Origin of the sequence: Oscillibacter sp. ER4 (assembly GCF_000765235.1) — a bacterium.
Taxonomy (GTDB): Bacteria; Bacillota; Clostridia; order Oscillospirales; family Oscillospiraceae; genus Hominicoprocola; species Hominicoprocola fusiformis.
The window spans coordinates 22,380-48,095 of sequence record NZ_JPJG01000059.1; the positions used below are offsets into that span (position 1 = coordinate 22,380).

Genomic DNA, 25,716 nt, shown 5'->3' on the forward strand with positions numbered 1-25,716 from the left:
GCGTGAGCGACGCGACAAACACCTACGGCGAGGACATCAAACTCACCACGACAGACGCGAGCACCCTATACAAGACCATCATCACCGAGCTCGAAAAGGGCGCCGGCGAGCCGCTCTACCCGGGCGACGAGCGCCGGATCTTCGGCGAGGCTCTCGTGCCCGTGTTCGTTGCCCTCTACAACAGCCTCAACGACGCCGGCCGGCAGACGCTCCTCCGCTATGCGAGGGGCGAGGTACTGGACGCCATCGGCGAGCGACAGGATGTGAAACGACTGGAAGGCACACCGGCCAAGACGACCATGCGCTTCTCTGTCTCCACGCCGCAGGAGAAAAACATCATCATTCCGAAGTGGACGAAGGTGACGCCGGACAGCGAAAACTATTTTGCAACCGACGAGATCGCTGTGCTGCAAGCTGGCGCCTACTCTGTGGAGGTGCCGACCTCGGCCGTGAGCAACGGCACGAAGTTCAACGGCTACGCAGCCGGCACGATCACCACCCTTGTCGACCTGATCCCCTACATCGAGTCCGTCACCAATCTGACCGAAACGGCCGGAGGCGATGACGGCGAGCCCTACACCACCGAGGGCGACAACCGCCTCCGCGAGCGGATCCGTCTGGCGCCCGCCAAGAGATCCACCGCGGGCCCTGAACAGGCTTACATCTACTGGGTAATGACGGCCGACAGCTCCATCGTGGACGCAAAGGCCGTCAGCGAGAAGGAAACCGTCAGCGAGACCCTCACGGTCTACGACGGCAAAGCCTTCAAGGGCGGCGGCACACTTCTGACCGACACCCTCGTCGTGAAGGCCCACGGGCAGAGCACGGCGGCGGTCAAGGACACGGACTACACCGTCGACTACGCCGACGGCCTGCTGGCCATCACGCTCAAGGGCAGTCTCGCGGCTGCCGAAAGCATCGACATCATCATCACCCGCACGCTGGAGGGCTGCGTCAAGATCGTGCCCCTGCTGGAAGGCGGCGGGATCCCCGACGCTGCCATGCTGGCGAAGGTGCTGGACGTGGTCAACGCCAAGGACATCCGGCCACTCACTGACAAAGTGAGCGCCGTGCCCCCGGAGGTCGAGACCTACGACATCGAGATCGTGTACTACACCACGCCGAAGAACGAGGCCGAGGTGATCGCCAACGTCGAAGGCACCGGCGGCGCGATCGACCGCTACAACGAGTGGCAAGTCGCAGCCCTCGGCCGCGACATCAACCCCGACCAGCTCCGCAAGCGGATCCTCTCGCCTTCGTGGGGCGAGAACCTGACCGGCGCCTTCCGCGTGGACGTCGTCAAGCCGACCTACAAGGCCCTCGACGACACGCAAGTCGCCAAGTTCAGCGGCCACCTGACTGTCAGCCACAAGGTCGAGAGTGAGGTGGTGTAAATGCGGCTCAATGAGACCGAGATGGTCAAGCTGCTGCCTGCGTGGATGCAGGAGGACGGCAGCGACAAGGGCCTCGCCACCGGCTGCGACATCATCAGCCGCGACGCCTATGCGCGCCTGAAGCTCCTGAGCAGGTGGGACAAGATCGACCAGCTCAACGATGCAGAGCTCGACGAAATGGCGTGGGAGCTGAACATCCAGTGGTATGACAGCACCGCGCCCATCGCAGTCAAGCGGGCCGTCATCCGCAGCAGCGACCGCGTCTACGCGAAACTCGGCACCCCATACGCCGTGGAGCAGATCGTGGCCGACTACTTCGGCACCGGCGAGGTCAGGGAGTGGTATCAGTACGGCGGGCAGCCGCATCACTTCAAGGTGCTGAGCGACAACCCGAGCCTCGTCAACAGCAATCTCGACCTGTTCCTGAAGCTGCTGCGGACGGTCAAGCGCCGCAGCTCGTGGCTCGACGCGATCCTGATCTGCCTGACCGGCGAAATGTTCCTCTATTCCGGCATGGCCGTCAGGGATCACACCCAAGAGGTGCACGTCATGGGCAGCGACGAGATCCACATCTACCACGCGGCCGTCGTCCACGACAACAACCGCGAGACCGTCAGCATCGGCACCGACGCGGCGGTCATCTCAGACTAAGGAAAGGAGATAGACATGGCTGCATTTATCAACAACGACATCACCACCGCCGGCCTGATCGTTCTGGCGAAGGGCGTGGCCGGCCAGAAGATCAACTACACCAAGATCGTCCTCGGCGATGGCTACCTCGAGGAGGGCCAGACGCCCCGCACCCTCACCGGCGTGGTCAGCCCGAAGGCGACCGTCGACATCACGAAGCTGAAGATCAACGGCGACGGCACCGTGGCCGTCGGCGGCATCTTCACCAACGGCGACGAGACCGATGGCTTCTACTACCGCGAGCTCGGCCTTTATGCCGAAGATCCCGATCCCGAGGTCGGCGAGGTGCTGTACTGCTACGGCAACTGCGGTGATCTGGCCGAGTGGATCCCGCCCTCCGGCGGCGCCACCATCGTCGAGAAAACCATCGACATCGTCACCGCGATCGGCACGGCCACCAACGTGACCGCCTACATCCCCGCCGACGCCTACGCCACCAAAGAGGACTACGAGACCTACAAGGCCATCGCCCTCGGCGCGCAGGCTACGGCCGAGGAGGCTCTGGCACTCGCCCGGCAGGCCATCGCAATCGCGCAGGCTGCCGAGGCATCGGCCAACGACCTGAGCAACGCGGTCGGCCAGAACACCAGCAAGATCGCAACGCTGTGGGACGCCGTTTTCAGCGACATCACAAGTAACCCGTTCCAGATCACATTCGCAGACTTAACAGGCATCACGCTGAAGTCTGGCGTCTGGAACGCTTCACTTCAAAGGCTCGAGTGCTGATGGGAAACTGCTACAACTACACCCCGATCCCACCGGCCGAAGCCTCCTGCATCATCGCGCACCTGTTCGTCGAGCTGGCCCTGCCCTGCTCCTGCTGCAAGCGGGAGGACGGCGTCATCGTCATTCAGGGCAAGACATACGACGGCAGCAGCGCCCGCGTCACAATCAAAGGCGAGGAGGTGAGATACTACGGCAAGCAACGGACACTCGCGGCCATACGAGCGGGCCAATGTAGGCCGCCCGCCCTTCGGCCGTGACAAACTGCCCGAGATGCAGGTCATCACGGACGCCAAGGAGCTCGAGAAACACACCTACATCAAGACCAGAAACCCGGCCGTTTTCCCGAAGAAGGAGCGGCTCGGTCTGGCACAGAGGATGATGAACGAGGCCAGCGACCTCGTCGCCGATCTGATGGAGGCCAACGATCTGCTCCTGACGGATCCCGAGGAGCGTGAGCTCAGGTATCGCGCGCAGCGGTCGGCGCTTCGCAACTGCCGAAAGCTGATCCACCACATCGAGCTCGCGCATGAGATCCTCAGCGGCTTCAGCGATGACGCCTTTGCATACTGGGCGAAGATGGCGGCCGGCGTGAAGAACCAGACCGCCAAATGGTACAAAACCGATAAAGAGAGGGCCGCCAAGCTGGACGCGCAGAAGCGTCACCAGTGAGGCGGCCCTCGGGGTATGCCTTGTTTTTTCGTGCCGGCTCGGCCAACAACGCCCGCAACGTCAACACCGATGGCACTCTGAACAGGAACAACGCCTACAACGGCAACAACGGCCTGCGCCCCGCTTCGATGGATCGCCCGACTTATTAACCGCCCGGAGACGGACGGCGAACACTGTGCCCCATCATCCAAGGAAGGCATATCCCTCCCGCAGCCGCGGCCGTCTGACCGGCCCGGTCATGGGTAAACACAAGACCGCCGATGCTCCCGGCGGCGCACGCAAAGCGTGGCCGGAGCTATACACGGCGGGGAGACTTTTCAATGGAGAATATCGTAAACAGCACCATTGCGCTCTACAAAGCATACCGCAAAACCCGCTGCGGAAAGCGCGACAACCCGACCGCCATGCGCTACCGCATGGAGGCCATCGAGCGCACCGTCGCCCTCTCTGAGAGGCTCCAGCGGCGCGACTATTCCTTCGGGCCCTACTACCCCTTCAAGGTGTACGAGCCCAAGGAGCGGCTCGTCCTCGCCATCGACTTCGAGGGCAAAGTCGTCCAGCACTCGCTCTGCGACAACGTCCTCGAGCCGGCGTTCTCCCGGCGTTTCATCCGGGACAACTACGCCGGCCAGATCGGAAAAGGCACCCACGACGGCCTCGACCGTCTGGCTGCGGCCATGCGCCACTATTTCTTCAGCCGAAAGGCAGCAGACGAAGCAGCCCGCAAGGCTGCCGGCCTGCCGCCCCGGCCGATGAACGAGTGGGACTACGCCGACGGCTGGGTACTGAAGGGCGATTTTTCAAAGTTCTTTTACACCCTGCTCCATTCCTACTGTTACGAAACGGCCCGCCGGGCCCTGAAGTGGCTGAAGGATCCCGAGCTGATCGACTTCGCTGAGTGGCTGCTGTGGCTCATAATCGACAGCACGCCAGACCCCGGCATCCCGATCGGCAACCAGTCGAGCCAACTGCTCGCGCTGCTCTATCTGGACGCCTTCGACCACTGGCTGAGGGATGACCGCGGCCTCGTATATGGCAGGTACATGGACGACTTCTACATCATCCACAGCGACAAGCTGCTGCTCCGGCAGATACTCAAGGAGATCGAGGCGTACATCAAGCCGCTCGGCCTTCGGCTGAACGGCAAGACGCAGATCCTCCCGCTGAAGAACGGCATCGACTTCCTCGGTTTTCACACCTACCTCACGCAGACCGGCAAGGTCGTGAGAAAAGTGCGAGCCAAGAGCATCGACAACATGAAGCGCAAGATCCGCAAGTTCCGCGGGCTGGTGGACTCCGGCAAGATGACACTCGACAGCGTCGTGCAATCCTACGCGAGCTGGACGGGCCACATCTCACACGGCAACACCTACCACCTGCGGCAGAACATGGACGCCTATTTCTTCAGCTATTTCCCGGAGCTCAAACCATCACCGAAAGGAGACACAACTCATGGCCCAAAAACTGAGCAACCTCGCAAACAAGTCGAAGGTCAAGTTCGGCAGCCTGTACGGCAGCCCGATCGTCTGGATCGTGGCCGATAAGAACCACGCAGGCTACCCCTCCAACAGCGTCACGCTCGTGACCAACCAGATCATCAAGATGCTGTGCTTCGACGCAACAGAACCGAGTAACGGCAACAGCGACCGCCGCGGCTACGGCAACAACCGCTACATCTACTCGAACCTGCGCCAGTGGCTCAACAGCCCCGCGGCTGCCGGCCAGTGGTACACCGCACAGCACTCCGCAGACCAGACGCCGGACTCCTCCCACGTCTGGAACGGCGTCAACCCGTACAGTGGCCTCGCCGGTTTTCTGAACGCCTTCACCGCCAACGAGCGGGCGGCTCTGCTGAACACCACCATCACGGTCGGCAAGAGCTCCACAGACGGCGGCGGGACGGAGACCTGCACGGACAAGATCTTCCCCCTGTCCTGCACTGAGGTCGGCCTGAGCGGTGACCACGTCTGCGGCAGCAAGCTGGCGATCTTCAGCGACAACAACAGCCGCATCGCCACCGTGACGGCCTCCTGCGTCGCCAATTCCAACTATTCCAGCAACCCGGGCTCTGGCGCCGCGTGGTACTACTGGCTGCGGGACGCCTATGCCGGCTCGGCCGGCAACGCCCGCGGCGTCTACACCGGTGGCACTCTGGGCTGGGACTGCGCCTACTTCGGCTACCGCGGCCTGCGCCCCGCTTGTAATCTGTCCTCTGATCTCCTGATCTCCGACTCCGTCGACTCGGATGGATGCTATACAGTGATCTACAATCAGGCGCCCACAGCGCCGTCGTCCATCACTGTCCCGAGCGAAGTGCTCGGCGGCGAGAACCTGAGCATCTCGTGGGCGGCCTCCACCGACCCCGACGGCAACCTCTCCGGCTACGTTCTGGAGCGCAAGGTCGGGAGCGGCACATGGGCGCAGATCTACAAGGGATCCTCGCGCAGCTACACCGACGCCATCACCTACGGATGGACGAGCGTGCAGTACCGCGTCAAGGCATACGACGCCGCCGGCGCGGAGAGTGCGTACACCACCAGCGCCACCCGCACCGTCACCAATAACCGACCGCCCGTCATCAGCGGCACGGACGGCGCCCTCGGCAGCTTCAGCACGGCGGCCCCGTCCTACGAGTACACCGTCACCGACGCCGACGGCCATCAGGTCGACGTCGTGGAGATGCTGGACGGCGTCACGCTGCGCAGCTACACCGTGACCCTCGGCCATACCAACACGCTGACGATCGGCTCCGAGGCGTGGCTGAAGGTCGTGAACGGCAGCCACACCCTGAAGATCGTGGCGACCGACGCCAAGGACGCCAGCGTCACCCGCACGCTGACCTTCACCAAGGCCGTCACGTCCGTCGAGTTCGAGCAGACCCTCGCTATGGAGGCCGACGCCATGCCGACCAAGGCCCTCGCCAACATTCAGGGCAATTTCCCGGCCGGCTGCACGCTTCAGGTCTGGATCTGCAACAACGGCAACGACGCGAGCCCGACGTGGGAGGACATCACGCAGAAGGTCAGAGCCGGCCAGAAGCACTACTTCACAAACAAGACCAAGACGGCCGCAGCGTGGGGCGTCAAGGTTAAGGCCAAGCTGCTCCGCGGCTCTGCTACGGAGACCTGCTACATCCAGTCGATCGGAGGTAACTTTGCATGATTAAGCACAGAGCTGACAGCATCAAAGAGCTGAACGAGAAACAGGCCGCAGAGGCCAAGAAGGACAAAACCATCGCCGAGCAGGCTGACACCATCGAGCTGCTGAAAGGCTGCATCATGGAGCTGGCCGACGTGGTCTACGGCGACGGAGGGGAGGTAACAGCATGAGCAAGATCGTCGAGCTGTACGTCAAGGAGCTGACCCGCGAAGGCTCCACCATGACCATCAACGACGTCCCGAAGAAACTGCGCAAGCAGGTCAAGGACGCCATCGCTGCCATCGAGGCAGCCGCAAACGCTGGCACCGCGAAGGAAGGGGCGAGCGAATGATCGCCCGGGCCCTCGCGTGGCTATTATTAAAAATTGCAGGAAAGGAGGAGCGTGAAATGCTGGTACGTCTGTATGCAGGCGAGATCATCATGGGCCGCATCACCGAGGACAACGTCCCCGCGAAGCTGAAGGCCCGCGTGCACAAGTATCTCGTCGACATGGGCTACTTCGACGACGTCGAGGAGTAAGCCCAACAACAAGGAGGGCCGCGTCCTGCGGCCCTCCGGCTTTTATGAGGTGACACAATGATCGAAATCAACATCGGCGCGCTCGTCGTCCTTATGGGGATCCCGACGGCCGTGACCGGCTTCTGCTTCTGGATGCTCGAGCACAGGATCCAGAAGCGCGAGAAGCAAAAGGAGGCCGAGGAGGCCAAACGACAGAAAGAGGCAGCGGCCCGAGAGCGTGCCCGTGAAGATCTCCAGATCATCACCATTCAGGGCACGTCGGCAGCCATCGCCCTCGGCGAGGCGACGGCCCGGGCCGTGCAGCGCATCCCTGACGCGCATTGTAACGGGGATATGCACGCGGCCCTCGACTACGCTGCCAAAATCAAACACGCGCAGAAGGACTTCCTCACCAGTCAGGGGATCCACGCGATCATCGACTAAGGAGGTGAGCAGCATGGCCGCAAAGAAGCGCCGGCGCAAGCGTAAAAAGAAAATCGAGGCGAGCAAAAAGCTCGCATACTGGGCGGCCAGCGTGGCAACGCTCAGCGCAGCCAGCTCTCTGCTGCTCTCTGCCTTCGGGCGCGACCCGGTCGGTGAGCTGACCGGCACCATCTTCACCGCCTGCGTCGGCTATCTAATCACATACGCCGGCAAGAGCCTCGGCGAGAAAATCAGCCGAAACCGCCACAGGCTCGACGCCGACGGCAACCCGATCCCGGATCCGTCCGGGGACACTCTCAACAATGAGGAGGCACAAGGATGAACACCATCGACATCACCCCCATCGTCAACGCAGCCCTCGCCCTGATCGGCGCCGGCGTCAGCGTTTTCCTGATCCCGTGGCTGAAGAAGCAGACCACCGAGGCACAGCGCAAGGAGCTGACCGCGTGGGTAAAGATCGGCGTCGCTGCCGCTGAGCAGCTCTACGTCGGACAGGGCCGCGGCGAGGAGAAGAAGCAGTACGTCCTCGACTTCCTGAAGCAGAAGGGCTTCAAGGTCGACGAGGAAAGCGTCGTCAACGCGATCGAGGCAATCGTCAAGCAGCTCAACACTGAGGGCCTGACCATCGAATAACGGAGAGGGCGGGCTCCGGCCCGCCCTTTTCTTGCTTGTAAAGGAGGTAAACCCATGAAAAACCAGAACACCGACGACATCAAGCTGAAGCCCGGCGAGACCATCACAGACGAGACTCTCGACGAGCTGACCGGCGGGAAAGGAGACGACAATGAGTAACAGCCCTCTGGTGGTCTACACCAAGCTCAGCCCGAACCACTCGGGCAAGCGCACCAAGAAGATCGACACCATCACTATTCACTGCATGGCGGGCAACTGCTCCGTCGAGACCTGCGGCAACCTGTTCGCCAGCTCTGCGCGGCAGGCGTCCAGCAACTACGGCATCGGCACCGACGGCCGGATCGCCCTGTACGTCGACGAGGCAAACCGCTCGTGGTGCACCTCGTCCAACGCCAACGACCAGCGGGCCGTCACCATCGAAGTCGCCAACAACGGCGGCGCGCCTGACTGGCCCGTCTCCGCGAAGGCATACGCCGCGCTGCTGGATCTCGTGACCGACATCTGCAAGCGAAACGGCATCAAGCGCCTCGTCTGGTCGACCAGAAAAAACGACCGCGTGAACCACCTGAACGGCTGCAACATGACCGTGCACAGGGACTACGCGAATAAGAGCTGCCCGGGCGACTACCTCTACAACCGCCACGGCCAGATCGCCGCCGAAGTCAACAAGCGCCTCGGCGTCAAGGATGCAGGCAGCAGCACCGGCGGCCAGACCTCCGGCAACACAGAGACCGGCCTGAAGGTCGGCGACGTGGTCGACTTCAAGGGCACGCAGCACTACACCAGCGCGGCGGCCAAGGACGCCAAGATCTGCAAGCCCGGCAAGGCCACCATCACGGCCATCGCGGCCGGCAAGGCGCACCCGTACCACCTGAAGGCGGTCGGCGGCGGCTCCACCGTTTACGGCTGGGTAAACGCTGCGGACATCTCGACCGGCAGCACAGGTACGGCCACGAGCTACCGCGTGCGGACGACGGCCGACGTGCTGAACATCCGCAAGGGCCCCGGCACCAACTACGGCGTCGCCGGCCAGATCAAGGGCAAGGGCATCTACACCATCGTCGCCGAAGCCGCAGGCCCCGGCGCGACCAAGTGGGGCAAGCTCAAGAGCGGCGCGGGCTGGATCTCTCTGGACTACGTCACGAAACTCTAAAACCGCATAGAAAAGCAGAAACCCGCCCGGAGATCCCGGGCGGGCTTTTTCTGTTATGTGGGGCTTTACTCCTCAGCGTCGGGATCCGGCGCTTCACCGGCAGCGGCGAGCTCGGCCTCTGTGGGCTGGAACCGCAGCACACGGCCCTCGGAGTCATAGAAACCGCCGAGCAGGATGGTGAAAATATCGACCAGCCAGCCGATCCCGCAGGCCCCGGCCGTCAGCAGCCAGATGACGCCTGTGCCGGTTTTCCCGACATAGAACCGATGGACACCGAAGAAGCCGAGGAAGATGCACAGCAGCAGCGCCACCGTCTTGCTTTTCGGCGACGTCGGCCGCTGCGCTGCGGGGATGCTGACCGCGCCCTGCTGCGCGCCGGACTTCCCGCCGGAGCTCGTCGTATATGACAGACCCGTCCCGGGGATCCCGACGGTCGTGTGGCTTTTCCCCGTCGTGCTGACCGTGTGCTTCAGGCCCTTCGGGCCGAAGCTGATGCTCGCGCTCTTTTTGTTCAGGTTTACCCGGACACCCGGGGCCACCTTAAAGCTGCGTCTAAACCTTGTACCCATGCTTTTCCCTCCTATGTGCGCTTTTTAGCGTTTAGTCATCTTTGGCATAATATTACCACGCCAAAACTGGTAAAGTCAATATTGCATAGTCATCTTTAGCATAAAGGGAGGCGAGGGCTGCGAAAATATACAAACCAGACGGCAGGTGCAACATCTCCGGGGAGAGAGTCAGGGAGGAGCGACTGCGGGCAAACCTGTCACAGGAACAGCTCGCCTACAAGCTCCAGATCATCGGGCTGGACGTCACGCAGAAGGTCATCAGCAGGATCGAGAACGGCGGCCGAGTCGTCGCTGACTACGAGCTGGACTATCTGGCGACCGCTCTCGGCACCACCATCAACCACCTGCTCGGGAAAGAATGAGAAAACCGCACGGCAGCGACGCCGTGCGGCTTTTTTTGTGGAAAAACGCGGGAAAATGTTGAAAATCTGCCGAATTATGCTTGACATTATAGAGCAAACGCTCTATAATATAATCACAGGCAAGGGATAGCCGAGTACAGAAAGAAAGGAGAGCAAAACCGCGGAAAGGAGGCAAAGCCGTGGATACTGAGCAGATGAAAAAACTGCTCGAGCTGCTGGAACAGGCTCTAAAGTGTGAACAGGTTGCCACCATTACGATCACAATAAAGCCGAACCAAAAGCCCAAGCAGTAAGGTCGAAGGACGGCGGGAAAAATCCCGCCCGCCGTTCCTTTTCATTATAACCACGAAACCACGGCAAAGTCAAGCGGGAGGAACAACATGGACATCTCGATCAAAGTGACCTACAAAAGCGAGGGGCTGCAAAAGCTCCGCAAGGCTGCCGGCCTGTCTCAGTCTCAGCTCGCCGATCTGGCTGGGATCAAGGTGCAGGTGCTCCAGCAGTACGAGCGCGGCGCCCGGGACATCAACGGCGCAAAGCTGCCGACGCTGCTGAAGATCTGCAACGCGCTGGAGTGCAGGCTGGCTGACATCATCACAGACGAGGAGACGCTCGAGCTCCTGAAAAAGTACGAGGAACACTGACACACAGAAGGGGCGGCCGGCGGGCCGCCCCTTTTCTTTTATCACGGAGGGGAACACAATGGGACAGCACTGGAGCCATCTGACGCCGACCAAGCGCATCCAGCTCGACGCCTTCATCCGCGCGGGAATGAAGCCGACGGACATCGCCAAGGAGCTCGGCGTGCATCATACGACGATATACCGCGAGCTAAAGCGATGCACCTATGAGCACCGAAACAGCGACTACACCACCGAAATCAGATACAACCCCGACGGCGCGCAGGCTCGATATGAGGCAAACCTCCGCGCCAAGGGCCCGGATCTGAAGATCGGCAACGACTACGAGCTGGCCGACTACCTGATCGCAAAGATCCGCGACGAGAAGTACAGCCCGGAGGCTGCGATCGGTGAGGCCGAGGTCAAGGGCTGGCCATTCAAGACCCACATCTGCGCGAGTACCGCCTACAACTACATCCGCGGCGAGATCTTCGGCGACGAGCTGACCGTCTCCATGCTGCCGCAGCACGGCAAGCGCCACCAGCCGGAGCGCCCGGCCGGATCCATGCCACGCAAGCCCGCGGGCCGGAGCATCGAAGATCGCCCCGAGCACATCAACGACCGCAGCACCTTCGGTCACTGGGAGATGGACAGCGTCGAGAGCTGCCAAGGCGTCAGCAACACCTACATCGTGATGACTGAGCGCAAGACCCGCCGCGAGATCATCATCCCCTCGCCGGATAAGACGAGTGCCAGCGTCGTCGCTGCCCTCGACACCCTCGAGAAGAAAGTCGGATCCAAAGTGTTCCCACTGATCTTCCAGTCGATCACCTGCGACAATGGCTGCGAGTTTGCAGACGCCGCCGGGATCGAGCGCAGCGTCACCGGCCGGGGATCCCGCACTGAGGTCTACTACTGCCACCCGTACCGCCCGAGCGAGCGCGGATCCAACGAGAACCAGAACGGCCTCATACGTCGGCACCTGCCGAAGGGCACCGACCTGAGCACAATCTCCTACGAGGAAACCAAGCGGATCGAGGACTGGCTGAACAACTATCCCCGCAAAATGTTCGGTTATCTGTGCTCCGAGCAGCTTTTCCGGGAAGAAATCGCCCTCATTCTGGCCTCATAAAAAATATTTTTGCTTTTTTGTGCATTTACTCTTGACAAATGGCCGGCAGCACACGCTGCGTGCGGCAAAAGTCCCGCAGGCCGAGCGAAATGATTTACATCTTGTGCGCGTCATCGGGTGCGATTCGGCGTTGCTTTTTTGCGCAGGAGAGGCAACCGCTTACGCCGCACCTGCCGTCAGGAGAAATCTGCCACTCGTGACCGCATGTACTGCACTTCCACCACACTTTTTATTCGAGCGCGCAGTAACCTCTTGCGGCGGCTTCGCGTTCTTCTCATAATCCCATTCCTTCAGCAGATCAGGGCGCTGCGCCGCGATGCTCCTCAGTCTTTTAGAACGATCTGCACAGTACGGACAATTATGTCCTCTTTTGCTTCGGCTGCTGACAGATGCCTCCCATTCATTGTTTCTTCTCACAGCGCTACCAGCTCTGGATGCGTCACAGATAGCCGCAGGTGTTTATGATAATTGCAATACCGGCCCATCTTTTTTCTGGCGGTCTTTCGCGCTTACCTGCCATACAAACTCCCCGTGCTGCCACCAGAATATTTTGTTGGACCGAACTGTTACGTCCTCCGGTACGCGCGGCAGATTTTTAGTTGGGTGCCAAATCTGCACAAGCGGAGAATCAGCCAGCCAGTCCTTGGTTTCGACATAACAGTCAGGGCATCTGCTTTCACGGGAGCTGGTGTGGGAATAAACGCTCGCCTTCCAGACATGGCTCTCTACACATCGCCAGTATACTTCTCTTTCAGAGCCAAAAACGGCATCACGCGGCCTCAAAGGAAAACAAGCTGCTCCAACGGCAGAGGTGTCTTTGCCATCAGCTAAAGATTCCCCCTCGAAAACTCCGCTGTACAGAGTCTTCGAGGGGGAATCTTTGGTGTCAAACAGCATGTCTATCAAGGTACCGCCTTATATGGTCGTTTTGCTTTGCCGCTGATCATCCGGAAACGCAAAGGTCGTCGATCACTTCGACTTCTTTTTTCTCGAGCAATTTCTTTACCCAGCCGCGGTCAGCCTTTCCGGCTTTGGTCGCCGCTACCTTAGCTTCATCCTTTTCGTGATAGACGCGAGCTGCCTCCAGCACCGTCGGCGCATTCTTGATAGGAATGGCGATCACACCGTCGTGGTCGGCAAGAATGATATCGCCGAGATACGCGCTGATCTCTCCGCAGGCGATGGGAACGTTGATCTCGCCCGGGCCTTCTTTATAGGGTCCGCCAGGCGTGCTGCCCGTCGCATAAATGGGAAAGTCCCACTGTGAGAGCTCTTCTATATCGCGGATTGGTCCGTCAAGCACGATGCCAGCGATCTTCTTCTCATAACGCAGATAGGTCATCATGACTTCTCCGATCAACGCGCGTTTGTCATCTCCTTCATTGGAAACGACAAGCACGTCGCCCTCCCCCGCCATTTCCATCGCGGCGTGGATACTCAGAATAGATTTCGGGAGAATCCAGAACAACGATTTACGCCCCATGGGCCGGCCAAATTCTGAATGGTCGTCCCTAAATAAATTAAGGAGGAAACCAATATGAAACTTGGCATTATTCGTTGTATGCAGACAGAGGATTACTGCCCCGGAAGCCGGGATTTTCGGACAATCCGAGAGAGAAAAGGCGCTTTTATGGGAGAGGAGGATATTCAGTTAGTGGGCTTCATCAACTGCGGTGGCTGCCCCGGAAAAAAGCGGTGCTGCGGGCCCGCTCTCTGGTAGAACAGGGCGCAGACACCATTGCGTTTGCTTCCTGTATCAGCAAAGGGACTCCCATTGGTTACCCCTGTCCTTTCGCCAAACGTATGCGGGAGCTGGTGCAGAAAGAGGTAGGCGATGGTGTCCGTATCTTGGATTACACCCATGACGCTGGTCCTGAACCAGAAACATCTCAGAAGCAAAGTTTCTTTTCCCTCCGGCCTATGACTTCAAGGAGGAGTGCTAAATGGTTCAGAACCACTTACTCCACGACCACGGACAAACTATCGAGCAGGAACTGGAACACATGCCCAGCGTAGAGAACTTTCAAACCGTAGCTGATATTTTCAAACAGCTGGGGGATGGCAGCCGTATCCGCATTTTTTGGCTGCTTTGCCACTGTGAGGAATGCGTCATCAATCTTTCGGCCATGGTAGATATGAGCAGTCCTACAGTTTCTCACCGTCTCAAGCAGTTGAAATCAGCAGGTCTGATCGTTAGCCGCCGGGACGGAAAAGAGGTCTATTATAAAGCGGCTGATACACCACCTTGGAGGTTTACACAAAATATGGGATGGTCTCTTTTTATTCCGGCTGCGAATTGCAGCCGGGATTCTTTTGCCACTCAATACCAGAACTCTTTTATTATACCCCGGAGAACGAGACTGTATAGGCGCCGCTGGAGTTGACGCTTACGGTGCTTCACTCTTGCTGCTACCTGGCGCATCTCACTTCTCTCTCACATTTGGGCAAAGAAAAGCCAGAGGAAGCGAATGCACGCCTCTGGCTTGCGTCCGCTTCCTCTGGCAACCGCGGCCCCGCTGGGCTGCGTGGTCTTATTATTCGTCTGCCAACATTGCGCTCCCTTGGCATTGTTCGTCGCTTTGGCAGGGTATCAGTCCCTTTCACCAACGAACAATGCCGTACTCAGGAAAGGAAGGTGAAGAATTGCAAGAGTCCCTATCTTGAAGTGATCGGCAGCTTACAATGACACTTTATAAATTCAGGGAATATTTTAAAAATCAATTCAGCGCTGGATGCGGCCGGAACCATCGCCGTCGGCCAACTTTTCCACCTCGGCCGCTGTAACCATGTTATAATCGCCCTCGACGGTATGCTTGAGCGCGGAGGCCGCCACGGCAAATTCCACAGCCCGCTGATTGCCCTTACCGGTGAGCAGAGCGTAAATCAGACCGCCGCCGAAGCTGTCTCCGCCACCCACGCGGTCAACGATATGCAAGTCATATTTTTTGGAGAAATGGTATTCATTGCCGACAGCGTCAAACAGCATGGCGCTCCAACCGTTGTCGGACGCCGAGCGGGACTCGCGCAGCGTGATAGCGACCTTTTCAAAGCCAAACCGATCAGCAAGCTGTCTTGCAACGGACTTGTAGCCCTCGCGGTTGATCTCGCCGGCATAAATATCGGTCGCCTCCGCCTCAATGCCGAACACATCCTTGGCATCCTCCTCGTTGGAAATGCATACGTCCACGTACTGACACAGATCAGTCATGGCCTCCCGTGCCTGCTGACGGCTCCACAGCTTGCCGCGGTAGTTGAGATCACAGCTAATCTTGAGCCCGTGTGCCTTCGCCGCCTTGCAGGCGTCACGGCAGGCATCCACCATGTTGGGGCCGAGCGCAGGCGTGATGCCGGTAAAGTGGAACCAGTCCGCGCCTTCAAAAATCACATCCCAGTCGAAGTCGGAGGGAGTGGACTCCTGAATGGCAGAATGCGCCCGGTCATAAATGCAAACGGAACCGCGCTGAGACGCGCCTTTCTCATTATAGTAGATACCGATACGGTCGCCTCCACGCACGATCATAGAGGTATCCACGCCGTAGCGGCGCAGAGAGTTGACCGCAGCCTGTCCGATGGCATGCGCGGGCAGCTTGGTGACGTAGACGGCGTCAAGGCCGTAGTTAGCCAGCGAAACAGCTACGTTAGCTTCCCCGCCACCGAAAGAAAACTCCAAGTGGTCCGCCTGAACAAAGCGCTCGTAATTGTATGGCTGGAGACGAACCATCAATTCTCCAAAGGTTACTACTTTCGGCATACTCTTTCCTCCTATCGATTCAGAAGGTGAATGGCAAACCCGCCAAAGTCACCCTTGATGTAAACGAATTTTGGCTCGCCCTTGTCATTATACTGAAGCGTATCCTCATCGAATACAACGCCCGCACGGCCAAGATGATACATCGCGCGCTTCACGCTGTTCGTTCGGAAGCCGATGTGTCCCTTTACCCCCGGACCGGGCTTATTCATGTACTCAACCGCGCTTCCTGCGAACCACGATTTGCTCGTCTGGCGCACATCCAGTCCCAGCAGTACGCTGACTGCACGGGCCAGCGACTCCGCTTCTTCAGCACTTCCGCAGTTTACGCCGACGTGCGCAAGCTCAATGCCCAGCATGGTTTTGACCGCCTCCCGGCACAGTCGGATGATCTCGTCCCACCGCTCGTTTTCGATCATGTCCTTTTTGACCATCCACGTTCCGCCGCAGGCGAGAATCTGGTCGAAAGAGAGGTAATCCATCAGATTTTTGGCATTTATGCCTCCAGTCGGCATCCACTTTAATGTGCGGTAAGGACCAGCCAGTGCTTTGAGCTTGGCAATACCGCCGTTTTGCTCGGCAGGGAAAAACTTCACCGCATCCAAGCCCATGCTCATTGCCTGCTCCATCTCACCGCCGGTGGCGGTGCCGGGAAGCATCAAAGCCCCCTTGGAGAGGCCGTATTTGACCATATCCGGATTGAAGCCAGGGCTGACGATGAATTTTGCTCCCGCTGCCAGCGCACAGTCCAGCTGCTCGCTGGTCGTAACCGTACCAGCACCGACCAGCATCTCCGGAACCTCTTTGCAGATAGCACGGATCGACGCCTCTGCCGCTTGGGTCCGAAACGTAATTTCGGCGGCAGGCAGACCACCTTTTGCCAATGCCTTGGCCAAAGGGACAGCCTTGTCTGGGTCGTCAATAGCAATCACAGGAATGATTCCAATTTTATATATTTGTTCTAAAATCTGATTCATACTTAACAAACACCTTTTTAGGTTTTCAAAAATAAAGTCCTATTGTAAATTGCAATACACTGATCATGGGGCAGCTCTTAGCAGTCTGTTTTTCTGATATCGGGTCAGAGCATCGAGTCCAATTGATTCCAAAAGAGGAAACCTGTACCAAGATACCCGGAAGACGGCGTTTCATAACCGCAGAAATTTGAAAATACTTAGCATTATAGGCTGCTTCATTACCGTTTTGTGGAAATGCAGCAATCAGTTACGACCATTCAACCGCGCAATATCCGACCGCCATACAGCTTTCCACCTTGATAAAAAGGGGGGCCTGAGGAGGTCTTCCCCAGGCCCCAAAACAGGCGCTTACAGCTTATCCTCACGCATAAAATGAGCATTGGTCCCATCAATGGAGAAGAACTCATCTGCTGCACGCCGACCGATGTCATCTGGGTACTTAGATATCTCATTCAAGTACTCTTTTTCATCTACATAGGTAAACGCGCCGTCTCGCATTATGACCTTGCCGTCCACTGCAACCAGCGAAACCTCGGATCCCCTGGCACTGTAAACCAGATTAGGTACCATGTTGCGCATTGGGTAAGTGTACACCGGTAACATGGAGGGACAATTGAGATCTATAGCAATATAGTCCGCACATTTTCCAGGCTCAAGAGAGCCTACGGTATCGCCCAAGCCAATCGCTTGGGCACCCTCAATGGTAGCCATACGCAGGGCTTTCCAGGCGGGCATAACTTCCGGATTCTGATACTTGATCTTGTTGAAGAGGCAAACATTTTTCATCTCATTGATGATATTATGGCAGTTGTTGCCCGGAGCCTGATCGGAACCCAAGGCCACCACACCGCCCGCCTGTTGGAAAACAACACTTGGGCAGACAATGCCATCAATGATGCCGATCGAACCCGGATTAACGATCATTGAGGCACCTCGTTTGGCAATAAGGGCAGCTTCCTCATCTGTGCAGTCAGTAAGATGGACTGCAATAAGAGATTCATCCAGATAGCCCAACTCATCCAGAAAAGCTGTAGGACGCTTGCCATAGCGCTGGACGATCTGATAGGTCTCTCGATCTCCTTGCTGCACATGCATATGGATTTTGGTACCCCGCTCCTTGACCGCCTTTTGGATACGCAACAGCATCTCCGGGCTGACAAAGTCAGCGCCTTGCGGGCCAAACAGGATCTTAATCCGTCCCCCTGCCTTGTTGTTCCATTTATTATACAGATCAATGTTTCGATTCAGGCTTTCCTCTCCCATGGCATCATCAAACTCATAGAGTTCGCCCGGTTGATAAACCCGTCGTTTAGCCGCTCGAATCGTCTGTGCAATATTCCCTCGGGCGCCCACCTTATCGATGAAAGCACACACATTTTCCATTTTGGATTCATAGTCGCCCAGAGTGGTAGTGCCTGCCCGGACGGCCTCCAGAATGGCCACTCGGCTGCCCACATCCCGTTCCTCGTCATTAACCGCGTTGTCAAAGGGCTGGAGGCCGAACATCATCCAACTGTTGGTGTCTTGGGCCAATCCGCGCATAATATTGCATGCAGTATGCATATGGCCGTCGATAAAACCAGGCAGCACCATATGATGATCCAAGGTGATCATTTCCTCAGCTGTATATTCCGCTAAAATCTCAGGCCGGTTGCCCACCTTCAAGATTTTGCCTCCGTCTACAGCCATAGCGGCATCACTATGATAGCCCACGCCGGCTCCCTCCATCGTATAGAAATGCGGGGCCACCACAATGGTATCAATCTTTTTCATAAATGTCTCCTATTCCAACGGCAAAGCAGTTAGTGTACCTTCTCAGGGTAACGCCGTTTGGTAAGCTGAGTCAGAGTAATCAGGCTCACTGTCAGAATAGCAGCAGTAACCGCAATACTCAAGACATACTGTCCGGTCAGTCCGCCAAAAAGGAATCCCACGAAAGCCGAAATACCAACCGTAATTCCGTAGGGGATCTGCGTCATAACATGGACGATATGGTTGCAGGAAGCACCGGTAGAAGAGAGCACAGTCGTATTGGAGATAGGGGAGCACTGGTCGCCGAACAGGCCACCGCCAATCACGGCGCCAACAACAAACGGAATGGAAATATCAAAGGCGACGGCCATTGGGAAAGCAATGGGCATCATAATAGACCACACGCCCCAAGAGGAACCGGTCGAAAACGAAATGAGTGCGCCAAACAGGAATACCAAAGCCGGAACCATGCCGGGAGTCAGGTACTGCTCCACAATATGGATCAGAAACTCGCTGGTCCCCATGCCTTTGACGATAGAGCCCAAGGACCATGCGCACACCAGAATAAAGGGAACCGAGATCAGTTCGGCCATACCGTTGACAAAGGTATCGAACGCCTTGGTCACGCTGAAGAGCTTGGTGCTTACACCCATGATGCCCGCACCCAGCGCGCCACCCATAAAGGCGATGCAAATAGCAAGTGTAATGTTGGCACTGCGGAAGCATCCCACCAACCCGTTGTTAACCAGATCGCCGGACCAGAAAATGGTGGCAAAGAGAGAACCAAACAGGCAAACAATAGGGATAATAAAGTTCCACATAGTAAGCTTATAATCTGCGGGCAGTTCATTTTTCACCTCTGGAACCAAGGGCTGAACCCCGTCGTCCAGCAGCTTTCCGGTCTCTCTGGCCCGCTTTTCTTCCTTGTACATAGGGCCAAAGTTCAAGCCGAAAGCAGCAACGATCAAAACAGAAATCATGGCAAATACGCCATACAGATTGAACGGAAGCATATTCAACCAGATGCCCCATTCGTTGCCCTCAACGCCGCTTGCCAACAGCTCTGCGGCAATCAGTCCCGTGATAAAGGGACCATAGCTGCTAATGGGAGAAAGCGCAGCTAAATTGCATCCCATGGAATCCAAGATATAAGCCAATTTTGCCCGAGAGATGCGCACCATGTCAGTAACGGGCCGCATGATAGTACCAAGCATGAGGCAGGGCTCCGTATAGCTGAAAATGAAGGCGCTTAGGCAAGTAACTATCTGCCCCTTCTTGGCAGTATTGATAACCTTTGTCACCCTAGTAGCAAAGGCCTCTGCAGCACCAGTGGTACGGAGCATGGCGATCATACCGCCGGAGAGTGTAACCAAAATAATCAAAGATGCATTTCCGCTGAGAGAGGGGATCATATAGTCCGAGATAATTTTGACAAAACCAACCAAAGGGTTAAAGCCGTTCATCATTGTGGACCCCAACCAAACCGCGATGAATAAAGAGAAAATCGTCTGTTTGGTCCACAGGGCCAATCCGATTGCCACGATGGGGGGAATGAGACACAACACTCCATATGTAGTATCCATATAACAAGCCTCCTGTTATAAATTATCTATGGTTTTTTTCATGGAATCTCTGCTTCCGCAACTACAGGCCCTATCCGAATCTGCAAATCACACCTCCTCACTTTCTTGGTCCAGGGATGCGCAAAACGTAAGTCTTGCAAAATCAAGACACGGCATATCTGCTTTGAACGAGACTGATCATACTATATACCGTATATTTTCATGAACAGATCAAAAGTTTTGCTCACTCCGGTTTCCAGCCTCCCACCGCTCCCAACATCTTCGGTTTTGGCAGCGCGAGTAGCTACGGATCACACTTGGTTAATTTCGGTTTTCGTAACCGGATGCGTACATATTTGCAGGGATGAATTTTCCCTGGCCGTAGCGGCCCACAAACTTGGCGTTCTCCACTACAACCTGGCCTCGCAGCAGAACCGTCTCCACCCGGCCAGACTGACGACGGCCCTCATAGAGGTTGTAGTCCACGCCGTTAGGGTTATCTGCCAGATGAACTGTCCCCTCATAATTGGGATCGAAAATGACAACATCTGCGTCAGAACCTACCGCCAGCGTTCCCTTTCTCGGATAGATACCGTTGATTTTTGCCGGCTGAGTGGCTATAACATCTACAAATTTCTGGCGGGTCAGCTTTCCCGTGCATACACCTTCGGTCCACACCATATGCAGTCGATCGCCGGCGCCGGGGGAACCGTTTGGAATCTGAGTAAAATCATTCCTGCCGGCCTGCTTGAGCTCTGCCACATCTATACCGCAGTGGTCGGATGAGACCGCCGTCAGCAGTCCGTCGGATAATGCCTGCCAAAGAGCCTCGCAGTCCTCACGATCCCGCAAAGCGGGGGAGCAAACGAACTTAGCCGCTTCATTGAAATCCGGATTATCCAGAACTTCCTTAGTGGTGGTCAGATAGTGAGTGCAAGTCTCGCCGGAAACCCGCTGGCCAGTTCCCTTGGCCTTTTGTAATTCGGCAATGGCTTCCCGACAGGTCATATGAGCAATATAAAGAGGCGTATCGGTCTGACCAGCCAGATAAATAGCCCGGCGCACCGCCTCCGCCTCAGTAAAAGGCGGACGGGAAACATAATGGTAATGCGGCGTCAGTTGGCCCTTCTTTACACACTCGCTGCGGAGGAAATTCAGGATCTCTCCATTCTCTGCGTGCACAAATACCGTAGCGCCAACCTGCCGGCTCTTCTCCAGAATACGGAAGAAAGTACCGTCATCTACATGAAGCGGAGAGCCGTTGTAGGCCATAAAAATCTTGATGCTGGAAATGCCTCTCCGAGGAAATTCTTCGATCTCATCAAAGATACTGTCCATAATATATGTTACCATGGAATGCAGTGCAAAATCCACACAAGACTTATCCTTCGCCCGCACATTGATTCGATAATCAATGGAATCCAGCAGTCCGCGATCCGGATCCTGCGGAGCAAAGTCCACAATGGTGGTCGTGCCGCCTACAATAGCAGAGTCGGTCGTCTCATATCCGGCGGTGTCACGGTTGCCGACATTACACAGGGCGGAAAAGTGGGTGTGCTGGTCTACGCCTCCCGGAAACACATATTTACCTTTGGCGTCTATCACACGATCTGCAGCTTCGTCCAAATGTGTCCCCATTGCGCGGATCACATCGCCCTCCACCAGGATATCCCCCACATACTCTTGTTCTGCGGTTACGATTGTGCCTCCTTTAATCAAGGTACGCATACTGTCATCTCCTAAAATATCAATTCTTGTTTGGTAAACATGGGAAAGCCTACGATATTCTTCTGCTCTGGGAAGCCCCAAGTAGACACCTTGCTGGTACGCAGCCCCATATCTACCATGGCTTCCGCAAATTTAACTGCTGGCATTACCCCATCCAACACGGGAACGCCCAGCTGGGCGGACAGGTCCTCAACAAAGTCCACGAAACCAGCGCACCCCAGCAAAATACATTCGGCGCCGTCCTGCTGCACGGCTAACTTTCCCTGATAGGCTAACGCTTCCAATCCCTTCTTGGGGTCCCTGCCAAATTCCAGCACGCTCAAACCTGTGGATCGGATAGAACGGCAAAACTTTTCCGCTCCATAGTTGGAGACCACATCCTCTGTAACCTTGCGAGACCGATCCAACACCGATACGATAGAAAAGTACGGCGCTATAAATTTGGCAGCAGCAATGGCCGACTCACAGATACCCAGCACAGGCTTGGAGGTGACCTCTCTGGCTGCCTGAAGCCCAGGGTCACCAAAGCAGGCGATGATAAATGCATCGGCGCCTTCCTCTCGGTCTCCCCGGATCACTTCTTTCAGGACCCCCGGAACAGCCAAATACTCATCCACATAACATTCGATGCTGTCCGGCCCGGATGCCGGAGTAACCGCCCAAACCTGAGTGTCGCTGCGTGCCACTCGACGTGCTAAATTTTCTATACTTTCAGTCATGGATTGCGTCGTATTGGGATTGATGATTTTGATCTTCACAATTTTCCCTCCTCTTGGTCCAAAGCCTGAACCATCTCCATCAGCAGATCAGCTCCCTGGTACAAGTCCTCAGGAGCGCTGTATTCTCGGATAGAGTGGCTAATCCCGTCTTTGCTGGGAATGAACAGAAGCATGGAGGGGACCGCTTTCCCCCAATTCATCAGATCGTGTCCTGCACCGCTGAACATTCTGCGAAAACGGATACCGCGGTTGCGGCACAGTGTCTCGCTCAGCTTTATCAGCTTAGAACTGCACTGGGTAGGCGACTGGCGAATATATTCTTCGCCTACCAGCTCCGGGTGCTCTTTCAGCACGGAGTCAATGACCTGATCCATGGGCTCCATCGTTGGGTTGCGCAGTTCCACAATAAACTCCACCTTGCCCGGAATCACATTGACCGCTCCTGGGAACACCTGAAGGGTTCCTACAGTGCAGACCATATCCGGCGAAGCGGCCTCAGTCCGTTCCATAAGCTGGGTAATGATCCGGCAGGCTTTCACCAGCGCGTCATCCCGCAGATGCATGGGTGTGCTGCCTGCATGATTGGCACAGCCGGAAACCGTCATGCGATAGCGCACGATGCCCACAATACCATCAACCACGCCTATTTGCATCCTTTCAGCTTCTAATACCCCGCCCTGCTCAATATGTAACTCCAAGTAACACTGATATTGGGTCAGATCTCTTCGGCAGGCGCCGACCTGCTCCATTGTAAGTCCGTGGAGGGCCAGATTTGGCCGCATAGCTTCATCAATCTCTCCGCCGGTAAATGCCTTACTTCCAAAAGTTCCGCCAATGACATTGCCTTCCTCCTCGGTAAATGCAATCACCTGGATGGGATGCCGATTTTGATATCCCAACTCCTTAAGGCGCTGCACACACTCGATTCCGGACAACACACCATAGGTTCCGTCGTAAATCCCGCCCCCCGGCACCGTATCGATGTGGGATCCAATGCAAATGATCTCTCCCTGACCGGGAAGCGTACCGATCAGATTCCCTACAGGATCGACGGATGTCTGAAGTCCTGCCTGTTCCATGCACTGCTGAACATAGATTCGTCCTTCGTCATAGGCAGGGGTATACGGCAATCGTGTGGTTCCTTCTTTCGGCACAAAACCGATTCGCCCAAGTCGGGTCAAATGATCATATAAGCGGGTACCGTTGATCATACTCATGCGGGGTCCCCCTCAGTCTTATGGGATCTGACAAACTCCTCCAGCTCCTGCAGCCCCTGCTCCAGGCACTGCATGGATGTCGCATAGGACAGACGGATATATCCCTCGCCAAATTCGCCAAAGGCCGTACCGGGTACCACTACCACCTGTCGTTCTTCCAGCAGCTTCATGGCAAATTCTTCACAAGGCATACCCAGTTGACTGATGTCAATAAATGCATAGAAAGTCCCAGCCGGAGCATGGCAGGACAAACCAGGGATCTCAGATATCCGCCTCATCACATAGTCCCGGCGCAGGCGGTACTGATCCACCATATACTTCAAGTGGTCTTGTGGACCTTCCAAAGCTTCAATAGCCGCGACCTGGCAGGGAGTGGCCGCACAAGCACTGACATTTTCCTGCAGCTTGACCATATTCCGGATCACATTTTCCGGTCCGGCAGCATAACCGATACGCCAACCGGTCATCGCATAGGTTTTGGAAAGGCTATCAATAACCAGGGTCCGTTCTTTCATTCCAGGCAGAGCAGCAAAGCTTGTATAAGTCCTCCCATCAAAGAGGATGTGCTTATACACCTCATCAGCCAAGATCACCAAGTCCTGCTTCTGGGCCAATTCGGCCAGTTGGAGCAGCGTTTCAGTGCTGGCTACAGCTCCTGTGGGGTTGCATGGGCTGTTTAGAATAATGGCCTTTGTCTTATCGGTAACAGCTTCGGCAATAGCGGATACATCCAAATCAAATCCCCGTTGTGCGTTGGTTTTCACCGACACCGGCACGCCGCCGCACATCCGAATCTGTTGGACATAATTAGTCCAGCAGGGTTCGTTGACGATAACCTCATCCCCAGGATTCAGCAGCACTTTCAGCGCCAAAAACAAGGCTCCCATGGCTCCAGGCGTCACCACAATTTGGCTTGCAGGATCGTAAGAGAGTCCCTCTGTGCGATGGAGATACGCTGCAATCGCCTGGCGCAGAGCCAGCAGCCCTGCATTTTCTGAATACTTGGTCTTTCCTTCCCGAATGGCCCTGCACCCAGCCTCCACTACGTTCGACGAGGCAGTAAAATCCGGCTCTCCCAGTGTAAAACTAATTACATGATCGTACTCCAGCGCCTTATTGAACATTTTTCGAATCTTGGAGGGTTGGATCTGCTGAGTGTTATCTGAAATTTGAATCATATAGGTAACTCCTTTCTACTCCGATTCTTCCGTTCCCTTAATTTGAGAACAGTCATCAATATTCCAAATGCCAAGGAAAGCACCGCTGCAAATACGATACGATATTCTTGCGGAAGAAGAAATCCCACGGTATTGACGGGGATCCAAAAGAGAGGAATCGTTTTAAACAGAGTAAAATCGATCAATTCTCCCCAATCTACAGAGTCCACCGCTTGGCGTGGAGTGATATGCTGTCCCGCCAAAAAGCGGATTTCAGCATAATTTCCACATACTCGCATCAGAGCGGAATGAATAGGAGCAAAAAACAGATTATTGGTCAAGCTGGTAAAAAAGGCCTGTGCCAGAGCATTTCCATATCCCGGAAGAAGACCTGCTGCCATGGCTTGCCGGGTACCTTGGCTGAACACGGTAAAGGCAAGCGTGACAAGGACGCCTCCTATTCCCCAACTCAGGCTTTTGAACCAAGTCGCCCGGTTGATCTGCCAAGTTCCCTCCAACATACGTCCGGAGAGCAACTCACCCGCCGTAGCATAGACAGCGAATTGCGCAAAACCTGCCAGATAAGGATACGCTATATTGACCTTGGCAAAGCCTCCTGTGACGCAAAAGAGTACCGTAAACACAGCCAACAACCCATAAGCAGCTGCCCACCAAATATCGCTTCGTTTCATATGCATCCCCTAACTTTTGTACCCCAAATATAGCAAAATGGAACCGGCGTTAAAATTCAGCGCCAGTTCCATTTTATGTAGTCTGTATATTATTTGGACAAGCCTTCTGTGTCCC

The 25,716-nt window shown here is 56.3% G+C and carries 30 protein-coding genes and 2 pseudogenes; 19 read left to right on the forward strand and 13 right to left on the reverse strand.

The window, feature by feature from the left end; genetic code table 11:
* Window positions 1-2 precede the first annotated feature (2 nt).
* From NI20_RS0109615 to NI20_RS0109665, 14 genes are all read left to right on the forward strand, one after another.
* The gene (locus tag NI20_RS0109615) at window positions 3-1,394 is read left to right on the forward strand and encodes a baseplate J/gp47 family protein (RefSeq protein ID WP_033121182.1); all 1,392 of its coding nucleotides are present in this window, start codon (window positions 3-5) and stop codon (window positions 1,392-1,394) included.
* Entirely contained in the window at window positions 1,395-2,045 is a 651-nt protein-coding gene (locus NI20_RS0109620; protein ID WP_008981414.1) for a phage tail protein I, read from the forward strand.
* A 15-nt stretch (window positions 2,046-2,060) separates the two neighbouring features.
* Complete coding sequence (locus NI20_RS0109625; protein ID WP_033121183.1) at window positions 2,061-2,810, forward strand: hypothetical protein; 750 nt, start codon at window positions 2,061-2,063, stop codon at window positions 2,808-2,810.
* Window positions 2,810-3,067 (forward strand): hypothetical protein, encoded by a 258-nt coding sequence (locus tag NI20_RS0109630; RefSeq protein ID WP_033121184.1) that lies wholly within the window; start codon window positions 2,810-2,812, stop codon window positions 3,065-3,067. Before NI20_RS0109625 ends, NI20_RS0109630 begins: the two co-directional genes overlap by 1 nt.
* Before the next feature lie 13 nt (window positions 3,068-3,080).
* Complete coding sequence (locus NI20_RS0109635) at window positions 3,081-3,479, forward strand: hypothetical protein (RefSeq protein WP_008981408.1); 399 nt, start codon at window positions 3,081-3,083, stop codon at window positions 3,477-3,479.
* A 320-nt stretch (window positions 3,480-3,799) separates the two neighbouring features.
* Window positions 3,800-5,023, forward strand: coding sequence for an RNA-directed DNA polymerase (locus NI20_RS0109640; RefSeq protein ID WP_033121185.1), 1,224 nt, complete (start codon window positions 3,800-3,802; stop codon window positions 5,021-5,023).
* Window positions 4,932-6,641, forward strand: a complete 1,710-nt coding sequence (locus NI20_RS0109645) for a DUF6273 domain-containing protein (RefSeq protein WP_033121186.1) — start codon at window positions 4,932-4,934, stop codon at window positions 6,639-6,641. The genes NI20_RS0109640 and NI20_RS0109645 overlap by 92 nt, the downstream gene beginning before the upstream one ends.
* Window positions 6,638-6,808, forward strand: coding sequence for a hypothetical protein (locus tag NI20_RS15095; protein ID WP_156108610.1), 171 nt, complete (start codon window positions 6,638-6,640; stop codon window positions 6,806-6,808). The genes NI20_RS0109645 and NI20_RS15095 overlap by 4 nt, the downstream gene beginning before the upstream one ends.
* Window positions 6,805-6,969, forward strand: coding sequence for a hypothetical protein (locus NI20_RS15100; protein ID WP_156108611.1), 165 nt, complete (start codon window positions 6,805-6,807; stop codon window positions 6,967-6,969). Before NI20_RS15095 ends, NI20_RS15100 begins: the two co-directional genes overlap by 4 nt.
* Before the next feature lie 56 nt (window positions 6,970-7,025).
* Window positions 7,026-7,157 (forward strand): hypothetical protein, encoded by a 132-nt coding sequence (locus tag NI20_RS15870; RefSeq protein WP_020989839.1) that lies wholly within the window; start codon window positions 7,026-7,028, stop codon window positions 7,155-7,157.
* Between the two features lie 57 nt (window positions 7,158-7,214).
* Window positions 7,215-7,580, forward strand: coding sequence for a serine/threonine protein kinase (locus tag NI20_RS0109650; RefSeq protein WP_195495660.1), 366 nt, complete (start codon window positions 7,215-7,217; stop codon window positions 7,578-7,580).
* Window positions 7,581-7,593: 13 nt separating this feature from the next.
* Complete coding sequence (locus NI20_RS0109655; RefSeq protein ID WP_033121187.1) at window positions 7,594-7,902, forward strand: hypothetical protein; 309 nt, start codon at window positions 7,594-7,596, stop codon at window positions 7,900-7,902.
* Window positions 7,899-8,213 carry a phage holin, LLH family gene (locus NI20_RS0109660; protein ID WP_008981399.1) on the forward strand — a complete coding sequence of 105 codons (315 nt, stop codon included), beginning with the start codon at window positions 7,899-7,901 and terminating at the stop codon, window positions 8,211-8,213. The genes NI20_RS0109655 and NI20_RS0109660 overlap by 4 nt, the downstream gene beginning before the upstream one ends.
* Window positions 8,214-8,364: 151 nt before the next feature.
* Window positions 8,365-9,366 (forward strand): N-acetylmuramoyl-L-alanine amidase, encoded by a 1,002-nt coding sequence (locus tag NI20_RS0109665; RefSeq protein ID WP_033121188.1) that lies wholly within the window; start codon window positions 8,365-8,367, stop codon window positions 9,364-9,366.
* A gap of 65 nt (window positions 9,367-9,431) precedes the next feature.
* Here the strand turns inward: NI20_RS0109665 and NI20_RS15410 are convergent, their stop codons facing one another.
* Window positions 9,432-9,935: a DUF4236 domain-containing protein gene (locus NI20_RS15410; protein ID WP_020989836.1), complete on the reverse strand. Its 504-nt coding sequence runs from the start codon at window positions 9,933-9,935 to the stop codon at window positions 9,432-9,434.
* A 194-nt stretch (window positions 9,936-10,129) separates the two neighbouring features.
* On the opposite strand from NI20_RS15410, the gene NI20_RS14625 reads away from it, so the two are divergent.
* From NI20_RS14625 to NI20_RS0109685, 3 genes are all read left to right on the forward strand, one after another.
* Window positions 10,130-10,297 (forward strand): helix-turn-helix domain-containing protein, encoded by a 168-nt coding sequence (locus NI20_RS14625; protein WP_242842977.1) that lies wholly within the window; start codon window positions 10,130-10,132, stop codon window positions 10,295-10,297.
* Between the two features lie 380 nt (window positions 10,298-10,677).
* Window positions 10,678-10,941 (forward strand): helix-turn-helix domain-containing protein, encoded by a 264-nt coding sequence (locus tag NI20_RS0109680; RefSeq protein ID WP_008981396.1) that lies wholly within the window; start codon window positions 10,678-10,680, stop codon window positions 10,939-10,941.
* Window positions 10,942-10,999: 58 nt separating this feature from the next.
* Complete coding sequence (locus NI20_RS0109685) at window positions 11,000-12,049, forward strand: IS30 family transposase (RefSeq protein ID WP_033121190.1); 1,050 nt, start codon at window positions 11,000-11,002, stop codon at window positions 12,047-12,049.
* Between the two features lie 94 nt (window positions 12,050-12,143).
* Here the strand turns inward: NI20_RS0109685 and NI20_RS16015 are convergent.
* The 3 genes and pseudogenes from NI20_RS16015 to NI20_RS0109690 form a co-directional block, all read right to left on the reverse strand.
* Window positions 12,144-12,466 (reverse strand): annotated as a pseudogene (locus NI20_RS16015) (zinc-ribbon domain-containing protein).
* Between the two features lie 42 nt (window positions 12,467-12,508).
* Window positions 12,509-12,946 carry a zinc-ribbon domain-containing protein gene (locus tag NI20_RS14630; protein WP_081958450.1) on the reverse strand — a complete coding sequence of 146 codons (438 nt, stop codon included), beginning with the start codon at window positions 12,944-12,946 and terminating at the stop codon, window positions 12,509-12,511.
* A gap of 46 nt (window positions 12,947-12,992) precedes the next feature.
* Window positions 12,993-13,517, reverse strand: coding sequence for an RraA family protein (locus NI20_RS0109690; protein ID WP_369699413.1), 525 nt, complete (start codon window positions 13,515-13,517; stop codon window positions 12,993-12,995).
* Between the two features lie 69 nt (window positions 13,518-13,586).
* On the opposite strand from NI20_RS0109690, the pseudogene NI20_RS13860 reads away from it, so the two are divergent.
* Together NI20_RS13860 and NI20_RS0109700 are read left to right on the forward strand one after the other, a co-directional pair.
* Window positions 13,587-13,912: pseudogene (locus tag NI20_RS13860) on the forward strand (CGGC domain-containing protein); the annotation flags it as partial.
* Window positions 13,913-13,992: 80 nt separating this feature from the next.
* Window positions 13,993-14,433 carry a metalloregulator ArsR/SmtB family transcription factor gene (locus tag NI20_RS0109700; protein WP_081958452.1) on the forward strand — a complete coding sequence of 147 codons (441 nt, stop codon included), beginning with the start codon at window positions 13,993-13,995 and terminating at the stop codon, window positions 14,431-14,433.
* 338 nt (window positions 14,434-14,771) lie between these two features.
* On the opposite strand, the gene NI20_RS0109705 is transcribed toward NI20_RS0109700, so the two are convergent.
* From NI20_RS0109705 to NI20_RS0109745, 9 genes are all read right to left on the reverse strand, one after another.
* Window positions 14,772-15,800, reverse strand: coding sequence for a sugar kinase (locus NI20_RS0109705; RefSeq protein ID WP_033121191.1), 1,029 nt, complete (start codon window positions 15,798-15,800; stop codon window positions 14,772-14,774).
* Window positions 15,801-15,811: 11 nt separating this feature from the next.
* Window positions 15,812-16,774, reverse strand: a complete 963-nt coding sequence (locus tag NI20_RS0109710; protein ID WP_033121192.1) for a bifunctional 4-hydroxy-2-oxoglutarate aldolase/2-dehydro-3-deoxy-phosphogluconate aldolase — start codon at window positions 16,772-16,774, stop codon at window positions 15,812-15,814.
* Between the two features lie 348 nt (window positions 16,775-17,122).
* Window positions 17,123-18,547 carry an amidohydrolase family protein gene (locus tag NI20_RS0109715; RefSeq protein WP_033121193.1) on the reverse strand — a complete coding sequence of 475 codons (1,425 nt, stop codon included), beginning with the start codon at window positions 18,545-18,547 and terminating at the stop codon, window positions 17,123-17,125.
* A gap of 29 nt (window positions 18,548-18,576) precedes the next feature.
* Entirely contained in the window at window positions 18,577-20,109 is a 1,533-nt protein-coding gene (locus tag NI20_RS0109720; protein ID WP_033121194.1) for a Na+/H+ antiporter NhaC family protein, read from the reverse strand.
* A gap of 300 nt (window positions 20,110-20,409) precedes the next feature.
* Window positions 20,410-21,816 carry a dihydropyrimidinase gene (gene hydA / locus NI20_RS0109725; protein ID WP_033121195.1) on the reverse strand — a complete coding sequence of 469 codons (1,407 nt, stop codon included), beginning with the start codon at window positions 21,814-21,816 and terminating at the stop codon, window positions 20,410-20,412.
* A gap of 11 nt (window positions 21,817-21,827) precedes the next feature.
* The gene (locus NI20_RS0109730) at window positions 21,828-22,574 is read right to left on the reverse strand and encodes an aspartate/glutamate racemase family protein (protein ID WP_033121196.1); all 747 of its coding nucleotides are present in this window, start codon (window positions 22,572-22,574) and stop codon (window positions 21,828-21,830) included.
* Window positions 22,571-23,752, reverse strand: coding sequence for a Zn-dependent hydrolase (locus tag NI20_RS0109735; RefSeq protein ID WP_033121197.1), 1,182 nt, complete (start codon window positions 23,750-23,752; stop codon window positions 22,571-22,573). The genes NI20_RS0109730 and NI20_RS0109735 overlap by 4 nt, the downstream gene beginning before the upstream one ends.
* Window positions 23,749-24,930, reverse strand: coding sequence for a pyridoxal phosphate-dependent aminotransferase (locus tag NI20_RS0109740; protein ID WP_033121198.1), 1,182 nt, complete (start codon window positions 24,928-24,930; stop codon window positions 23,749-23,751). Before NI20_RS0109740 ends, NI20_RS0109735 begins: the two co-directional genes overlap by 4 nt.
* The gene (locus tag NI20_RS0109745) at window positions 24,927-25,601 is read right to left on the reverse strand and encodes a hypothetical protein (RefSeq protein WP_033121199.1); all 675 of its coding nucleotides are present in this window, start codon (window positions 25,599-25,601) and stop codon (window positions 24,927-24,929) included. Before NI20_RS0109745 ends, NI20_RS0109740 begins: the two co-directional genes overlap by 4 nt.
* Window positions 25,602-25,716: the final 115 nt, after the last annotated feature.

What these genes read in the sequence shown, in the direction of transcription:
- NI20_RS0109720 (WP_033121194.1), bottom strand. Translation starts at nt 20,109, where the DNA reads ATGGATACTACATATGGAGTGTTGTGTCTCATTCCCCCCATCGTGGCA.
- NI20_RS0109665 (WP_033121188.1), top strand. Translation starts at nt 8,365, where the DNA reads ATGAGTAACAGCCCTCTGGTGGTCTACACCAAGCTCAGCCCGAACCAC.
- NI20_RS15095 (WP_156108610.1), top strand. Translation starts at nt 6,638, where the DNA reads ATGATTAAGCACAGAGCTGACAGCATCAAAGAGCTGAACGAGAAACAG.
- NI20_RS0109625 (WP_033121183.1), top strand. Translation starts at nt 2,061, where the DNA reads ATGGCTGCATTTATCAACAACGACATCACCACCGCCGGCCTGATCGTT.
- NI20_RS0109650 (WP_195495660.1), top strand. Translation starts at nt 7,215, where the DNA reads ATGATCGAAATCAACATCGGCGCGCTCGTCGTCCTTATGGGGATCCCG.
- NI20_RS0109655 (WP_033121187.1), top strand. Translation starts at nt 7,594, where the DNA reads ATGGCCGCAAAGAAGCGCCGGCGCAAGCGTAAAAAGAAAATCGAGGCG.
- NI20_RS0109630 (WP_033121184.1), top strand. Translation starts at nt 2,810, where the DNA reads ATGGGAAACTGCTACAACTACACCCCGATCCCACCGGCCGAAGCCTCC.
- NI20_RS0109660 (WP_008981399.1), top strand. Translation starts at nt 7,899, where the DNA reads ATGAACACCATCGACATCACCCCCATCGTCAACGCAGCCCTCGCCCTG.
- NI20_RS0109635 (WP_008981408.1), top strand. Translation starts at nt 3,081, where the DNA reads ATGCAGGTCATCACGGACGCCAAGGAGCTCGAGAAACACACCTACATC.
- NI20_RS15100 (WP_156108611.1), top strand. Translation starts at nt 6,805, where the DNA reads ATGAGCAAGATCGTCGAGCTGTACGTCAAGGAGCTGACCCGCGAAGGC.
- NI20_RS0109705 (WP_033121191.1), bottom strand. Translation starts at nt 15,800, where the DNA reads ATGCCGAAAGTAGTAACCTTTGGAGAATTGATGGTTCGTCTCCAGCCA.
- NI20_RS0109740 (WP_033121198.1), bottom strand. Translation starts at nt 24,930, where the DNA reads ATGATTCAAATTTCAGATAACACTCAGCAGATCCAACCCTCCAAGATT.
- NI20_RS0109700 (WP_081958452.1), top strand. Translation starts at nt 13,993, where the DNA reads ATGGTTCAGAACCACTTACTCCACGACCACGGACAAACTATCGAGCAG.
- NI20_RS0109640 (WP_033121185.1), top strand. Translation starts at nt 3,800, where the DNA reads ATGGAGAATATCGTAAACAGCACCATTGCGCTCTACAAAGCATACCGC.
- NI20_RS0109745 (WP_033121199.1), bottom strand. Translation starts at nt 25,601, where the DNA reads ATGAAACGAAGCGATATTTGGTGGGCAGCTGCTTATGGGTTGTTGGCT.
- NI20_RS0109620 (WP_008981414.1), top strand. Translation starts at nt 1,395, where the DNA reads ATGCGGCTCAATGAGACCGAGATGGTCAAGCTGCTGCCTGCGTGGATG.
- NI20_RS15410 (WP_020989836.1), bottom strand. Translation starts at nt 9,935, where the DNA reads ATGGGTACAAGGTTTAGACGCAGCTTTAAGGTGGCCCCGGGTGTCCGG.
- NI20_RS0109685 (WP_033121190.1), top strand. Translation starts at nt 11,000, where the DNA reads ATGGGACAGCACTGGAGCCATCTGACGCCGACCAAGCGCATCCAGCTC.
- NI20_RS0109735 (WP_033121197.1), bottom strand. Translation starts at nt 23,752, where the DNA reads ATGAGTATGATCAACGGTACCCGCTTATATGATCATTTGACCCGACTT.
- NI20_RS0109715 (WP_033121193.1), bottom strand. Translation starts at nt 18,547, where the DNA reads ATGAAAAAGATTGATACCATTGTGGTGGCCCCGCATTTCTATACGATG.
- NI20_RS14630 (WP_081958450.1), bottom strand. Translation starts at nt 12,946, where the DNA reads ATGCTGTTTGACACCAAAGATTCCCCCTCGAAGACTCTGTACAGCGGA.
- NI20_RS15870 (WP_020989839.1), top strand. Translation starts at nt 7,026, where the DNA reads ATGCTGGTACGTCTGTATGCAGGCGAGATCATCATGGGCCGCATCACC.
- hydA (WP_033121195.1), bottom strand. Translation starts at nt 21,816, where the DNA reads ATGCGTACCTTGATTAAAGGAGGCACAATCGTAACCGCAGAACAAGAG.
- NI20_RS0109710 (WP_033121192.1), bottom strand. Translation starts at nt 16,774, where the DNA reads ATGAATCAGATTTTAGAACAAATATATAAAATTGGAATCATTCCTGTG.
- NI20_RS0109645 (WP_033121186.1), top strand. Translation starts at nt 4,932, where the DNA reads ATGGCCCAAAAACTGAGCAACCTCGCAAACAAGTCGAAGGTCAAGTTC.
- NI20_RS0109680 (WP_008981396.1), top strand. Translation starts at nt 10,678, where the DNA reads ATGGACATCTCGATCAAAGTGACCTACAAAAGCGAGGGGCTGCAAAAG.